We start from the raw sequence: 14870 nt of genomic DNA, 5'->3' as shown, positions 1-14870 counted from the left end.
AAAAACTGCACCGGCATGAAAAAGATATTTTGTTTGCTGGCGGCCTTGGCGCTGATCACTGCCAGCTCTTGTAAAAAGTTTCTCGACAGCAAACCGTCGGACTTTCTTTCCCCCGCCAATTATTATACTACGGCTGCCGAACTGGAAACGGCACTGGCAGGGGTGTACAACATCCTGTCGCACTCTTCCCTTTACCGCGGCGGCATCGTATACCTGAACGGGTTCGAGGGCGACGAGTCTTACATCAACCGTTCCACCCTCATCAACTATCCCTTCACGTTCGATTATACCGCTACCAATCCCACGATCGAAAGTTTCTGGTTCGCGTGTTATACGGGCATCAACCGCGCCAACGCGCTGCTGAAGAACGTGGATAACAACATGGCGCTGGATGCTACGTTGCGCGACAAGGTGCGCGGACAGGCGCTTTTTTTAAGAGGGTATTACCTGTACCTGCTCGCTCAGAATTTCGGCGGAGTGCCCGTTTTGCTGACGCCCAGCACTTCGGTGGAAGCGACGGATGCCAAACGCGCCAGCCTGAAAGAAACCTACGACCAGGTGCTGGCCGATATGGAAAAAGCGGAAACACTGGTAGACGACATCGGTACGGCGAAAAGCAGCCGGGTGAATAAATCGGCCGTCAGGGGCATTCTTGCGAGGGTCTGCCTGAATATGGCCGGCAAGCCGCTCAACGACCAGAGCAAATATGAAGCCGCGCGCAAGTGGGCCAAAATGGTGATCGACGATGCCGCACACGCACTCAACCCTTCGTATGCAGACGTCTTCATCAAGATCGCCCGCGACGAATACGATATCAAAGAATGCATCTGGGAGGCCGAATTCTGGGGCAACGGGATGGATGCCTACTCGATGGCGGGCAATAACGCGCGCATCAACGGGCCGGCTTCCGCCAACGCGAATACCGGCATGTGCCCGGCTTATGTGAACATCACCGGCAAATTCTACAACGCCTTTACGCCCGGCGACCTGCGCAAACCCTGGTGTATTCCTACGTTTGCATACGCCGCGAGCGGGCCGCGGGGTAATAAAACATTCGTGCAACCGCCTACGCCTACGAGTGTGTATCTCGTCAACGCCGGAAAGTACCGCCGGGAATATGAATTGCTGCTGCCGCAGAATATCAACACCAGTCCACAGAACTGGCCTATCCTCCGTTTTTCCGATGTGCTGCTGATGTACGCGGAAGCGGTGAACGCCATCAGCGGGCCTGCGGCGGAAGCCGTGGATGCCGTAAACCGGGTACGGCGCAGGGCCTGGTCGAAAGGGATTAAAGAAGTGCTCATCACCAATGGCGGCGCGGGTTACACCACTGCCCCGGCGGTCGCATTCAGTGGGGGAGGCGGCGCTGTGGCCACAGCTACGATCAGCGGTGGTAAAGTGACGGGTATCACCTTTACGCCCGATGCAGTCACCGGTGCTTTAACAGGCACTTATACCACGCCGCCGGCGATCACTTTTACGGGTGGGGGCGGTAGCGGGGCCACAGCCACTGCTACCATCTACACCGCCGCCGATGCGGACGTGCCGGCATCTGCAACGGCGTCGAAAGAAAGTTTTCTGGCGTTTTTACAGCAGGAAAGATTCCGGGAGCTGAACTGCGAAGGCCTGCGCAAACACGACCTGATCCGGTGGGGCGTTTTTGTAGCCGCGATGCAGGAAGTGGCGGACATGATACAACAGGATGTGGGCGCACCGTCGTACCTGCTGCGCTTCCGCAGCGTTACCGAGAGACACAACATCTGGCCCATTCCAGCCAAGGAAATGACACTCAACCGGCTGATGACACAAAATCCGGGATGGGAATAATTCAAAAAATACCAGCTATGAAATTCAGTCATGTCATGATATGCTGCAGTTTGCTGCTGCACGCAGCCTGCAAAAAGAGCCTCGACCTCAACGGCGGTACGCCGGATTTTAATGTGGCTGCCGCCACCGGTAACTTTAAAGCGGGAGAGCCGGTGCTGTTCCGGTTTACCGGCAATGCGAACATCATCTCCTTTTATTCCGGGGAGCCGCTCAAAGATTATGCTTTCCGCACGGGCAGAACGGAAAACTGCTCCGGGGGCCTGTTGTCGTTTACCTCGGCCGTTACCGGCGGAGCGCAGACGGGACAGTTCGTGGTGCTGGCGTCGTCCAACTTCAACGGGCAATATACGGACCTCGCCGCCGTGCAGGCAGCCACGTGGACGGATATCACCGCCCGCTTTACGCTAGGCACCTCCGCCACGTTTCTCGCATCGGGCCTGAAAGATATCAGCGACCTGCTGGTGAAGGGAAAACCGCTGTACATCGCTTTCCGTTACCTCACCAAACCGCAGCAGCTAAACGGCGCCGCCCGCACCTGGATGGTGCAGAGTTTCAGCTTCCAAAGCATCACGCCGCTGGGTAATCTGGCTGCTACAGATATGTTCACCAACGCTTTCCGCCTGGTGAATTCCAACCCGGCTACGGCGCCCGCCCGCTCTACGGCCAGCACCAGCCGCATCACGCTGCTGGCCAATGCTTTTACGGCGGACAACGATCCCGCCACGGAAAACTGGGCCATCAGCGCCCCCATCACCTGGGAAACCGTCAACCTCGGCCCCGACCGGCCAACCGGCATCAAAGGCGGTACGGCCGCGCGTCTCGAAAGTTATTCGCATACCTATTCGAAGCCCGGCACCTACAAAGCATACTTCGTGGCCTCCAATACCAACATCGATAAGAGCAGCGAGGTGGTGAAGGAAGTGACGGTAACGGTACAATAGGTACTAAGACGAGGGCATTGAATGGTGTGGTCAAAACCAGGGTCGGCAACCATTGGCGGCTGATGTTGAGAAGAACCGGTAAAGATGCCGGGAGACGAAATGTTTTAATGGCAATCATTGAAGAGAAAAACATGCAGTAGTGGCCGTTTCTACGGGAATAGATGGCCATGACTCCGTAGAACGACATTTCGGGAAGATAACATCCATCAGTACTGCAATAAAGAAACAACGGAACAAAGGCTCAGTCATAAACGGTAAGGTTTGGTTCAATACAAAGGCGCTGTCCGGTTACTGCCGGCAGCGCTTTTTACATGAGCCGGCAGATGACTGACTTTACAAGGGGAACCGCGTTGCAGATAAAATTCAGGGTAGTGGCGGAGGTGATGCCGCCGTGGCAATATTTATCTTTTTTACTGCCCGGCCGGACGTACCGGCAATCTTTCCACTAGAGGGGTGCCGATGCAGGGGCCACTGAGCGGCAGCAGAATCCTTGCGGCTGGCTTCACCCGATGGTTCGCCAAAGCTGTTGAAGAAAAAAATATAATCACGGACTTGGTTTTTCACCTAATTTAAACGTACCTTTGCGCTCTCCAAAAGATTTGGAAAATTCAGAAAAACGCTGGATTTTTGTGCAGAGAGGAAAGGTAACTGATTCATAATCAGTGAATATTGCCTGATAGTATAACGGTAGTACGACAGACTCTGACTCTGTTTGTCTTGGTTCGAATCCAGGTCAGGCAACAAAAAAAGGACAAATTGAAGCATGCTTCGGTTTGTCCTTTTTTATTGTTGCCAGGTGAAATACTTCACTGCGCCGCCGGTTCCCTGTGCGTGAACAGCTTGTTCATGATGCGCCATTTCCCTTCTATCACAGTCAGCGACAAGTAATCGTAATAATCATAACCGAGCATCGGCACACGCAGTTTGGCGATGGCGTTGTTGCCGAGCATTTCTATGCCGAGCACTTCCATCCGGAAATTTTCTCCCAGCTCCTGCGGGCTTTTGCGGTTGCGGACCACTTCGAGGTATTCGTTTACGGTTTTGAAGTACGGTTGTCCGTTGATGTCGCCGCAAAGCAGTGCCTGCGGGTGAAAAACCTCGCCCAGCAGCGCGGTATCGCCGCGGTAGATGCCATCGAAATACCCATTGATCACTGATTGCACGGCGATGGATTGTTTTGCGTACATATGGTTCGTTTTCAGGTTAACCGAATGTATGGCCGGCCACGTGACCGCCGTCTACGTTAATGATTTCGCCCGTGATGAAATTGCTGTGCGCTAGCGTGTACACCACTTCGGCAATATCGGACGGCTCTCCGATGCGCTGCAGCAGGGCGAGGCCCGACAACGCATCTGCATCCGTAACGCCGATTTTACCCTGCAGCGGGCTGCGGATGATACCGGGCGCCACGGCGTTCACACGGATGTTCTGTTTACCGAATTCGGCGGCCAGCTGCCGTGTCAGGGTATGGATGCCGGCTTTGCTGATCACGGGCGCGGTGGCGGTAAAGCCGGTAATGGCATGGTCGACCAGCACGGTGCCGATGTTGATCACCGAGCCGCCGTTTTCGTTGCCGAGCATCGCTTTTATGGCCGCCTGTGTGGTGAAAAAAGTGCCTTTCAGGTTGATGCTGTAAAAACGATCGAGGTCGGCCGCCTCCACTTCCAGGAAAGGCTTCGGGGCGAATACGCCGGCATTGTTCACCAGCACGTCTACGCGGCCGAACTGCCCGATAGCGGTGCGGACGAGCGCTTCGCCGACCGACTTGTCGCTGACGTCTCCCGCCAGCAGCCGCGCGGAGGCCGGGCTTCCCAACTCCTGGTAGGCTTGCCGGAGGTTGTTTTCGTTGACGGAGTTCATCACCACGTTATCCCCTTTCCCGATGAAATAATGCGCTATCGCTTTGCCGATACCGGTAGATGCCCCGGTTACAATCACTGTTTTCTGTTGCATGTTTATGATTTGTTTTGACGTTGACGGATGTCGGTGACCTGCTCCCCGCCCAGGCCCCAATTGTCGGGTTCCACTTCGCTGATGATCACATGGGTGAGGTGGAAATCTTTGTCGAGCACATCTTTCAGCAACTGTGTGACGCCGAGGATGAGCCGTTGTTTCTGTTCCCTGGTGACGCCGTCTTTCGTGACGGCAATTTGTACGAAAGGCATATGAATCTGTTTGTGTGATGATTGGATAATGATGCAAAGTTGGCATGAAACAGCAGGGCGGTAAATGGATAAAAAAGCAGATGGCTTGCACTTTAACGCAGCATGCCGGCAATGGCTACCGGTAAATGGACGAAACAGCATATTTCTTGCACTTTAATGCAATCCGGCGCCTGCAATGCCCGGTTTGCGTAACTTTGGTATCGTTCTAAAAGCGAGTTATGCAAAAACAGCAGCGCCCGGTGTTCCATATCGGCGAACATTGCAGTGACAGGGACATCCGCAGCATCAAAGTGACGGGTTTCAGCGAGGAAGCGTGTACCATTGCCGAGTTTGAAGAAAATCACCGTCACGAATACTATGAAATCATCTGGCTGAAGAAAGGGAAGGGGGTGCATACGATCGATATGGTGAATTACCCGTATTCGGGTTCGGTGATCTTTTTGCTCTCGCCCGGGCAAATGCACCAGATCCGCCCGCAGGAAAAGGCGGAAGGTTACGTGGTGAAATTCCTGCCTTCCCTGTTCAGCGACGGGAAAGACCTCGATGACTACCTGCATGGCGACTGCCTGTTCGACAATATCCAGGCTAAGCCCGTAGTGCCAGTTACGGCTGCCGCACACGCGGTATTCGAAGACGTGCTCAATAAGATGGAAACGGAGTTCAATGCCGATGAAACGGACAAGGAGCGCATCCTGCTGGCCTACCTCAAAATCCTCATCACCCACATCGACCGGCTGAAGAAGAAAAACTGTTCCCGCGAAGCCGTAGCCCGAGATCTCAGCCTGCAGCTGTTCCAGGATTACAAAGCCGCCATTGAGAAACATTTCCGGCAGGAGCACGGCGTACAGGCCTACGCGGCGATGCTCTTTACGGAAGTGCGTACCCTTAACACCCTCTCTAAAAAACACCTTGGCAAAACCGCCGGCGAAGTGCTGGCCGGGCGGATTTTACTTGAAGCACAAAGGGAGTTATACTACAATTCAAAGAGCATCAAGGAAATCGGGTATGGGCTGGGGTTTGAAGACCCCGCTTATTTCACCCGTTTTTTCAAACGGCAGGCGGGCGTTTCCCCGGCAGAATACCGCAATACGGTACAGGCGCCGGCAGGGCAGCGGAAAGCAGGCTGAACGCAGAATTTTATGCCCAAATGGTTGCAGCAATGAATATTGTTCCGTACTTTTTGGGTATGTACAGACGGGACTTCATCCGCGCCGCCGGCATCATGGCCATCGGTGCCCCTAAAATCTCCACGGCGGCCGCCAAACCGCATCTAATACGCGTATCGAAGGCTGCTGCGCAGTTTGAACGGGAACCACTGGTGAGGCCGTTTGGCTTCAAGGGCAATTACCTAACCGAGCTCTGGCAGATCGCCACCCGCCTCACGTCCGCTTCCGGTAACACCGCCACTGGCCTGGCCACGCAGAGCGTGCTGTATGGCGATGCGGAGTTGTTTGCCGCCCACACGGAAATGAAAGGGAATGCGATGATGTTCGCGCTCGTGCAAAAGACGCTCGACATCGTGAAAGCCACGGCGTTCACCACACCGGTGGATCTGCAGGAAAAGATACTTCCGCGCGTCATCGCAGCCGGTAAGGAGATTACCGGCCGGGCGCAGCTGCATTACAATTTTATCCTCAACGCCCTTGTCAGCATCGACAATGCAGCCTGGTTACTTTATGCGGCTGAGAACGGGTACAAGACCTTCAACGAAATGATACCCGCGCCATACCGCGCGGCTTTGGGTTATCGCAATAAACAGATTGCCGTGCTGTTCCAGGTGCCTTACAGCATGCCGGTAGCGGATGTTGTAAAGGCCGTGGAACAGGGCTACTTTATCATCAAAATAAAAACGGGTTACCCCGGCAGCCAGGAAGAAATGCTCGCATTCGACATGCAGCGGCTGACGGAGATTCATCATGCGCTGAAAGACCTGCCTGCTTCCAACACCGCTCATGGTCGCATCTGGTACACCATGGACGCTAACGGCCGGTATGCCGAAAAAGATACGCTGCGCAAATATCTCAGCCACGCGAAGACAATCGGCGCGTTCGACCGTATCCTGTTGTACGAAGAACCTTTCCGCGAAGACCTCACCGAACCGGTCAACGACCTGGGTGTGCGGCTGGGTGCCGATGAAAGCGTGCATTCGGAAAAAGATGCATTGCAGCGCATCAGTCAGGGGTATAGCGTACTCGTGTTAAAAGGTATCGCTAAAACGCTTAGTCTCAGTATGCGCATCGCGAAGCTGGCGGAGGAGCGGAAAATTCCCTGCCTGTGCGCAGACCTGACGGTGAACCCGGTGCTGATCGACTGGCACAAAAACCTGGCGGCGCGCCTGGCGCCGTTTCCCGGCATCGGTATGGGACTGATGGAAACGAACGGCGACATGAACTATAAAAACTGGGCAGCGATGAAAAGTTATCATCCGGCCGCCGGTGCGCCCTGGATGGAGGTGCAGCAGGGTGTGTTCGACCTCGGCCCCGATTTTTATGCGCGGAGCGGGGGCATCCTGGAGGAAGTGAAGCACTACGATGATTTGTTCAGGTAACCATAGAATGCTGCATATAACGTCATCAATGAAATGAATTTTTTGCCGGTAGCATGCGCCCGGTATTCAACGAAGTTGTCAAGCTGACATGTAGACGGAATACATGCAGTACCTTACGCATACTGTCCGTGTTATGCCGAAAACCATTTATCAAACAGCAGCACCTTTCAACACGCATTTATATCATTCCTGTCTCAAAAATTTGTCGGATGTAATTTAGCAGCGCATCTTTGCCGTATTATTAAAGCAAGCAGTTCCTGGGTAAGGGGAGCTGCTTTTTTTATGGCACCCTTCCCGGAGCATGCGTTAAAACCCCTGATATGAAAAGAATGCAGCTTTGGTGGATGCTGTGCCTGCTCACAGTGTTGGCTTGTAAAAAGAAACCCGCGGATGTTGACAATCCTCCGCTAACCCCTGAAATTACTTCCTTCGCGCCCGAACATGGAACGCCCGGAACAGTAGTCAAAATCACCGGCAAGAATTTCAAAACCGGCTACACCGTTACGTTCGGTGGCATCGATGCGGCCGTTACCGCTGCAACTGCGACGGAATTGACGGTGCCCGTACCTGCGGCCGCAGTAACGGGAAAAATAAAAGTGCATACGGCTACATCGGCCACCGACTTCGTTGTTGATGCACCCGGGCCTGCGATCATTGATTTTACGCCCAGGGAAGGACCATTTGGCACACAGGTGACCCTGGTGGGGCACGGCTTTGGGGATGCTCCCAAAGTAACATTGAATGGCATTGAGGCGGAGGTGAAACAAAGCAGTGCCGCGCAGATCGTCATCACCATTCCTGTCAACACCGGCCTGAGCGCGCATAAAATCCGCGTGGAATCCGGCGGCGGGGTGCTGGAAACCGCCAGCGCTTTTACGGTAAAAGAAGCCGGACCGTTTGCGAAATGGGAAAGCCGGCAGATCGCCAACCCTGCGCCGGGAGGCATCTTCCAGATGGGGCTCGGTTTTTCGTTCAAAGGTAAATTGTACTGGGGCTTTACCCGTATGTCGTTCCTGCAAACGGCGGCGGAATATTTTGTATTCGACCCGGCAGATCCCCGAAAGGAATGGAAACTGGCGCCGTCACCCCCGGCCGATATGGCGCCGGCCATCATGCAAAACGCTACCGCAGTGGTGCTCGATAATCAATTGTATATCGGCACCGGCCTGACGCCCACCGCATCCAAACGGTGGTGGCGCTACGATCCGGAAACCAATGCGGCTACCGGTTTAACGGATTACCCGGAAAACACCTCCGGTGCATTGTCGTTCGTGCTGAATAATTCCATCTATGTTGGATTTGGGGGTACCCATCAAACGCTCTACCGCTTTAAAGCCGGCAACTGGGAAGTAGCCGCCACAGGCAATTTTCGGGAGCTGAGCAGCGGCAATGCCGTGGTGCTGGGTGGCGATGCCTATTTCGGCCGGGCCATCATGACGGCGGGCGGTCCCCGCAAGGCGATGTTTAAATTTACTTCACCCGGCCAATTGGTGCAGGTAGCGGATATGCCGGACGATGTGGCCATGCAGTCGACACCGGCTTTCGCGGTGGGTAACAAAGGATATTTTGTGGTCGATAAACGGGTATGGGAATACACGCCCGGCGCTGGCAGCTGGAGAGCTGTTATTGCCACGGCCGATGCGCCTTCCATCAGGTATGTTGGCGTGATCAACAACGTAGTATTCGGCTGGACGGGAACCGGTGAGGTGTATGAGTTTAAGTTTTGATGGCCATCCCGCAAACGATGTTTGCCGGTTTGGGATGCCACATATTCGGCGCATTCTCACGGGTACCTATTGCAGTTCTCAAAAAACATAGCGCAGGCATTCCGTCGCATCTGACGTGAATGCCTCACTGGTACTCCACCTGGCAATTCCCGCAAAAAAATGTGCGCCGCTTCGTGACGCCCATGTATTCCTTCACGGCAGGTATCTGACAGCGTGGGCAGGTTTTTTTGGTGTGAATGAGCCAGTGTTTTTTCAGCACGAACGCTTTTTTCCATTCCAGGAAATCGAAGCTGTACCGCACCGCTTCCTGCACCAGCAACTTCCGCTGCTTCAGCGGGAGCTTGCCGACGAGGCTTCGCGGATGCACCCGGATGCGGAACAGCACTTCGTTTTTGATGATGTTGCCCACGCCGGCGAAGATGTCCTGATCGAGCAGCGCGTCGCATACGAGCGTATCCGGTTTGCGGCGCAGTTTGGCGAGCGCTTTCCGGGGATCGTAATCGGGGCTCATCACATCGGCCGACCAGTCGTACACTTCATCGAGTGGCGTTTCGATGAACCGGATGGAGCTCGTGTAAAAATTCACTTCGCCGTTTTTGAACTGCAATTGCAGGCGGGGCGTCATGGCTTTCCTTTCGTTGATGCGGTAGGTACCGAACAGGAGGAAGTGGATGCGCACCGTGAAACCTTCGAAACAGATGAGGAAATGTTTTCCCCAGCTTTTGAAGTCGATTACTTTTTTCCCTTTGATGCGTGCAATATCGAGCGACGAATTGCCGGATACTTCCGTTACCTTTTTACCGCGAAAGGGCGCCAGTGCTTCTTTGAGTATGACGATGGATGGTCCTTCAGGCATACAGGCGCTCAATCAATATCTGCGCCAGTGTTACAGCAGTATGATCCGCAGCACGTACACCACGGCCATCGTTACCAGTCCCATCAGGATGGTAGCGCCTGAATATACTTTAAGCATGGGCTGCATCTCAAGCCCGGAGAATTTGCTGATTACCCAGAAATAGGCGTCGTTCGCATGTGATATCATCATGGAGCCACCGCCCAGCGCCAGCATGCAAAGCAACCGCCCCATGTCGCCGTCGAGCCCCAGCACCGGCAGCAGCGGTTGGATGATGGAGGCGGCGGTGATGACAGCCACGGTGCTGGAGCCCTGTGCCGTTTTCAGGAGAAAGGCCAGCAGAAAGGGGAAAACGATCCCCAGGTTTCCCAGCTGGAAGGAACTGTTGAGGTGATCGCCGATTTTGGTAGTGGCCAGCACGGCCCCGAATGCGCCGCCTGCGCCGATGATCACAAGGATGCTGCCGGCTTTTTCCGCGGCCTCCTGCATGAGGTGGCTCACCGCATCGCGCTTCCAGTTGCGGCCGGTGAAGAAAGCGAGCACTACGCCGATGAACAGCGCCACCACCGGGTCGCCGAGGATGTGCAGCACGCCCGCGCCATTTTTGAGGTCGCTGAACGCTCCGCCGGCAATCAGCAGTATGGGCACGATGATGGGAAGAAAAGCTTTCCAGGGGGCGAGGTCGGGCAGCGTTTCCACGGTTGTTTCTTCCGTTTGTTGCGTTTGCGGGATCTTTTTACCCATCCATCCCGCCCACCAGCAACCCGCTACGGCAGCGGGAATAGCCACCAGTGAGCCGATCAGGATCAATTTGCCGATATCCGCCCCGATGATGCCCGCGGCCGCTGTGGCGCCGGGATGCGGCGGTACGAGGCAATGCACCGCATAGAGACCCGAAGCAAGGGAAACTGACATCACAAGAATGGATATCCCGCTTCTCCTCGCCACCGATTGATTGAGCCCGCTCAGCACAATGTATCCCGAATCACAGAATATCGGCAGCCCTACGATAAAACCCGTAATGCCCATGGCGGCAGCGGCGTTTTTTTCGCCGGTCAGTTTCAGGATCGCGGCGGCCATGACGCGGGTGCTGCCGGTATGTTCCAGTACCACGCCCAGCATGGTGCCCAGCATGATCACGAAGCCAAGGTTTTTCAGGATATGCCCGAAACCCTCTTTCATGGCGGTTATAATGCCGGCCACCGGCAGCTGTACGCCGAGGCCCACGACAAAGCAGGCGAGGAAAAGCGCAAAAAACGCGTGTACCCTGAACCGTACGGTCAGCAATACAATCAGGCCGATGCCGGCTGTCAGGGAGAGTAAAACCTGGAGAAAGGCAGTCGTCATAACGTGCATTTGATGTATGCACAAGATAACAAATGATTTCAGATCAGGTCGAATGCCATCGCAAACCGGGTGATGTCGTAGTTGGATTGTACGTTCAGCTTGTGTTTGATATTCCTGCGGTGCGTCGATACCGTTTTGCCGGAAATGTTGAGGATGGCCGCCATTTCGGAGGAGTTGTGCCCGAGTGCGATCAGCCGCAGGATTTCCTTTTCGCGGCCGGTAAGGCCGGCAAACACGTGTTTATGGCGATGCAGGAAATTATTCTCTTCCAGCAACCGGTTTACTTTGGTGGTGATGTGATGATGCGGATCAATGGGCAGGGCGAACGTGATCACATGCGTGGGCGCACCCTGTTCGTCGCGCAGGTAAATGGTGGTGGCGCTCAGGTACCAGTTCCAGTCGTGGTCGGGCGAGGCGCGCACCTGCTGGAAAAAAGACACAAAATCGTTTTCACGGTTGTTTTGCAGCAGCGCCATGATTTTCGGAACATATTCGGCGGATTCCTGCGGATTGAAGAAGCGGGAGAAATACTCAGGCCCCATGGCCTGCAATTCTTCCAGGGTGGTGTTTAACCGGGCGATGCCGGCGGGAGACATGTACTCGACGGATTGCGTATGCATATTGTGGATGATCACCACGGCCGGAAGATCATCCCCGATCCGCCTGATTGCCTCCAGTTTGCGGGATAATTGCTCATGACTGCTCATAGATATTGTAGGATTACTTACAATATACGGAGCAAAAACATTTAAAGGTGCAAAATTCCTTCCATGACGATCACGGAAGAGCCGCTGACCCAGATGCCTTCCTGTGCTGTGCGGAAGCGCAGAATCGAAGGCTGGCCCATTTTTACGCCCTGCAACAGGGAGTAGTCCCTGTTCTGATGAATGTATCCCTTCTGAAAAAGAAATCCGCCCAGCGGACCGGCAGCGCTGCCGGTGGCGGCCTCTTCGGCCGGGCCGGCGGGATTGAAAAAGCGCGCCTGGGCGAGTTGCGGCGTGTCTTTATCCGTCAGCGTAAAACAATAACAGCCTTTAAAGCCGTATCCCGTGGCGAGGTTTTGCAGCGCGGACTGAACGGGTATCGCGCGGTTGAGGGCTTCCATGTTTTTAAGCGGTACCATCAGGTGGGCTACTTCCGTTTGTATCACCGTGGGCTGCCATTCGTGCAACAGCAGGTCGTCCGCCTGCAGGTTAAGCGCTGCCGCCATATCCGCGGCCGGCACCGTATTGCCTGCCGTGGCGGGCTTCTGCAGCATGCCGATGGAAGGCGAGTCGTTTCCGGAATTTTCTACGGATAACCGGATGCGTTTGTCTTTCATGATCACGAAAGGCCCGTTTTCCTGGATGCGGAAAACATTCATATCCTTCAGCACCGCCAGGCATACGGCTCCCAGCAGGTTATGGCCTGCTCCGCCCGTTTCTGTGCCGGAAGGGGCGAAGGAGCGCACTCTGAGCGCCTTTTCGCTTTTGGAATAATGTATGAAAGAAGTACCGGCATACCCGAATTCACGGGCAATCTGCTGGTAGAGGGTTGTCTCAAGTTCTTTGCCGGTTATTACCACAGGAAGCGGATTGCCTTTGAATCGCTCGCTGGTAAACACATCCAGCACATAATATTGCATGGTTTTCATAGATAGCGGACTGTCTCAATTGGGCAATAAAAATACAGGTCAGGGGCATTCTGTCCAAATGAAATTTTGTGTTTTGCGGGTGCGTGAATGCTGCAACGTGCGGTAGGCTATACTCGCTTTCCGGGGAAGGGCTGCTCTGGCTTTCGGAGCGGCACTAAAGAAACACCCAGAACCCCGTCACGCCAAAGAAAGCAATTTGTTCCGCACCAGCAGACAGGCCCCGATGATACCGGCTTTTTCCCCCAGCCGGGAAAGGATCAGCTGTGTATCATTGTTTACGAGGCTCAACGAATACTTGTTGATGGCGCTTTTGATGGGGAGCCGGATGTAGTCGCCGGTGGTGGACAAACTGCCGCCCAGTATCACCAGTTCCGGATTATAAAGATTGATGAGCACAGCGATGCCTTTGCCCAGTTTTTCCCCGATCTCGGCTACCAGTTCAATGGCCAGCACGTCGTCGTTATTGGCTGCGTGAATGATGTCCGACAAAGTCACCTGTTCCGGTTGTTTATGCTTGCGCGTTACCACGGTGGAAAAGCCGGCTTTGAGTTTTTCCTGGAATTGCCGCACGAGGGCCTGGCCGGAAGCTTCCGTTTCGAGGCAGCCTTTTTTACCGCAGTGGCAGATGATTTCATTATTAAAGAAAGGAATGTGCCCGAACTCCCCGGCGAACCCCGATTTACCGTAGTACAGCTGGCCGTTGATAAGAATACCCAAGCCGATGCCATGGTCGAGGTTCACAAACAACACATTCTTTTCATTATTGACGGTACCGCTGCTGAATTCACCGTAAGCCATCGCACGGGAGTCGTTCTCCAGAAATGTGCGGATGCCGATGCGAGACTCGATGACCTTGCTGAGTGGCTCCTCACCGAAGTGAAAGAAGCTGTAGCTGTATCCGGTGGCGTAATTGATACGCCCCGTCAGGTTCACCCCCACACCCAGCACTTTTTCACGTCCCACCGGCAGTTCGTCGATGAACCGCTGGATGATCTTGCAGAGGTCGTTCAGCGAAGCGGCCGTGTTTTGCAGGTCGTAGGGAATCTTTTCGGTGAATTTTACCAGGTTCTTTTTAAAATCGAGCATGCCCAGGTTGATATGATGGCGCTTCACTTCCACGCCCACAAAAAAACCGGCATCGGGCGCCATGCCATATACATTGGGACGCCTGCCGCCCGTACTGTCCACTTTCCCGTAATCGTGCACCAGCCCTTCCTGCAGCAGTTCGTTGAGCAGGTGGGTTACCTTCGGCGTGCTGGCATTCAGTTCTTTGGCAAGGTCAGCAATAGTGGCGTTGTTAATGTTGGCAAAGTAGGCGATGATCTTCTTCTTCAGATTCAGATTTTTGTACGCCACACCGCCCAGGTTCTCATTATTCAGTTCTTCGAAAAAAGTTGGATGATCCATAAAATTTGTTGGGGGAAGTTAATTCCTTTAAAAAGTTTTACTCCGTCGGCACCATCTCTTGATTGTATCAGCGGTGTAAAGGTAATCTTTATAAAAAAAATTAAAAACATTTTATCTTAATAGCCTCCCTTTTCCCTGAAAACCTACTCCAGGTAAACAGCTGTACTATTTTAAGCCAAATTCCGACTTATGTTTAAAAAGCGGTTAATAACCCTATAGTTAGAAAAAATTATTAAAAAGTACTTGGTGTTTAATTAAAATTATTCTTATTTAGAGTTGTCATATTAATTATTCAGGTCTATACCTGCCAATGGGTGCAAACCCATTCAACCAATTGGCTAACGTACACGCTTAAACGATTCCGGGACCATGCAATGCAGGCCCATCGTACATTATAGAATGAGACTTTTTTTTGGGACACG

Annotated in this window: 13 protein-coding genes and 1 tRNA gene; 6 read left to right on the top strand and 8 right to left on the bottom strand. The window is 53.8% G+C overall.

The genetic code is table 11. From position 1 onward, the window contains the following. Window positions 1-15 precede the first annotated feature (15 nt). The 3 genes from EGT74_RS21120 (at window position 16) to EGT74_RS21110 (ending at window position 3509) form a co-directional block, all read left to right on the top strand. Window positions 16-1827 (top strand): RagB/SusD family nutrient uptake outer membrane protein, encoded by a 1812-nt coding sequence (locus EGT74_RS21120; protein WP_123848540.1) that lies wholly within the window; start codon window positions 16-18, stop codon window positions 1825-1827. A 17-nt stretch (window positions 1828-1844) separates the two neighbouring features. After that, window positions 1845-2768 carry a DUF5017 domain-containing protein gene (locus EGT74_RS21115; protein WP_158618249.1) on the top strand — a complete coding sequence of 308 codons (924 nt, stop codon included), beginning with the start codon at window positions 1845-1847 and terminating at the stop codon, window positions 2766-2768. Between the two features lie 670 nt (window positions 2769-3438). After that, window positions 3439-3509: transfer RNA gene (locus tag EGT74_RS21110), tRNA-Gln, on the top strand. A 65-nt stretch (window positions 3510-3574) separates the two neighbouring features. Here EGT74_RS21110 and EGT74_RS21105 read toward each other — a convergent pair. The 3 genes from EGT74_RS21105 to EGT74_RS21095 are packed head-to-tail and all read right to left on the bottom strand — an operon-like array spanning window position 3575 to window position 4933. Beyond that, a complete protein-coding gene (locus tag EGT74_RS21105; protein WP_123848538.1) occupies window positions 3575-3955 on the bottom strand; it encodes a nuclear transport factor 2 family protein in 381 nt (126 codons plus the stop codon). A 16-nt stretch (window positions 3956-3971) separates the two neighbouring features. Then, a complete protein-coding gene (locus EGT74_RS21100; RefSeq protein ID WP_123848537.1) occupies window positions 3972-4721 on the bottom strand; it encodes an SDR family NAD(P)-dependent oxidoreductase in 750 nt (249 codons plus the stop codon). Window positions 4722-4723: 2 nt separating this feature from the next. After that, the gene (locus EGT74_RS21095; protein ID WP_123848536.1) at window positions 4724-4933 is read right to left on the bottom strand and encodes a 2-hydroxymuconate tautomerase family protein; all 210 of its coding nucleotides are present in this window, start codon (window positions 4931-4933) and stop codon (window positions 4724-4726) included. Between the two features lie 218 nt (window positions 4934-5151). Between EGT74_RS21095 and EGT74_RS21090 the strand changes: the two genes are divergently transcribed. From EGT74_RS21090 to EGT74_RS21080, 3 genes are all read left to right on the top strand, one after another. Then, entirely contained in the window at window positions 5152-6060 is a 909-nt protein-coding gene (locus EGT74_RS21090; protein ID WP_123848535.1) for a helix-turn-helix domain-containing protein, read from the top strand. A gap of 59 nt (window positions 6061-6119) precedes the next feature. Further along, the gene (locus tag EGT74_RS21085) at window positions 6120-7481 is read left to right on the top strand and encodes an L-alanine-DL-glutamate epimerase (protein ID WP_220392920.1); all 1362 of its coding nucleotides are present in this window, start codon (window positions 6120-6122) and stop codon (window positions 7479-7481) included. A gap of 320 nt (window positions 7482-7801) precedes the next feature. Beyond that, on the top strand, window positions 7802-9208 hold the full coding sequence (locus EGT74_RS21080) for an IPT/TIG domain-containing protein (RefSeq protein WP_123848534.1): 1407 nt from the start codon (window positions 7802-7804) through the stop codon (window positions 9206-9208). A gap of 124 nt (window positions 9209-9332) precedes the next feature. Here the strand turns inward: EGT74_RS21080 and EGT74_RS21075 are convergent, their stop codons facing one another. The 5 genes from EGT74_RS21075 to EGT74_RS21055 form a co-directional block, all read right to left on the bottom strand. Next, window positions 9333-10064, bottom strand: coding sequence for a DNA-formamidopyrimidine glycosylase family protein (locus tag EGT74_RS21075; RefSeq protein ID WP_123848533.1), 732 nt, complete (start codon window positions 10062-10064; stop codon window positions 9333-9335). Window positions 10065-10094: 30 nt separating this feature from the next. Further along, window positions 10095-11408: a GntP family permease gene (locus EGT74_RS21070; protein WP_123848532.1), complete on the bottom strand. Its 1314-nt coding sequence runs from the start codon at window positions 11406-11408 to the stop codon at window positions 10095-10097. Between the two features lie 38 nt (window positions 11409-11446). Further along, entirely contained in the window at window positions 11447-12115 is a 669-nt protein-coding gene (locus EGT74_RS21065) for a helix-turn-helix domain-containing protein (RefSeq protein WP_123848531.1), read from the bottom strand. Window positions 12116-12156: 41 nt separating this feature from the next. Then, entirely contained in the window at window positions 12157-13041 is an 885-nt protein-coding gene (locus tag EGT74_RS21060; RefSeq protein WP_123848530.1) for a PhzF family phenazine biosynthesis protein, read from the bottom strand. Between the two features lie 177 nt (window positions 13042-13218). Continuing rightward, window positions 13219-14448, bottom strand: a complete 1230-nt coding sequence (locus EGT74_RS21055; RefSeq protein WP_123848529.1) for an ROK family transcriptional regulator — start codon at window positions 14446-14448, stop codon at window positions 13219-13221. Window positions 14449-14870: the final 422 nt, after the last annotated feature.

The organism is Chitinophaga lutea (assembly GCF_003813775.1).
Lineage (GTDB): Bacteria > Bacteroidota > Bacteroidia > Chitinophagales > Chitinophagaceae > Chitinophaga > Chitinophaga lutea.
This window is presented reverse-complemented; position numbering and strand designations above follow the sequence as displayed.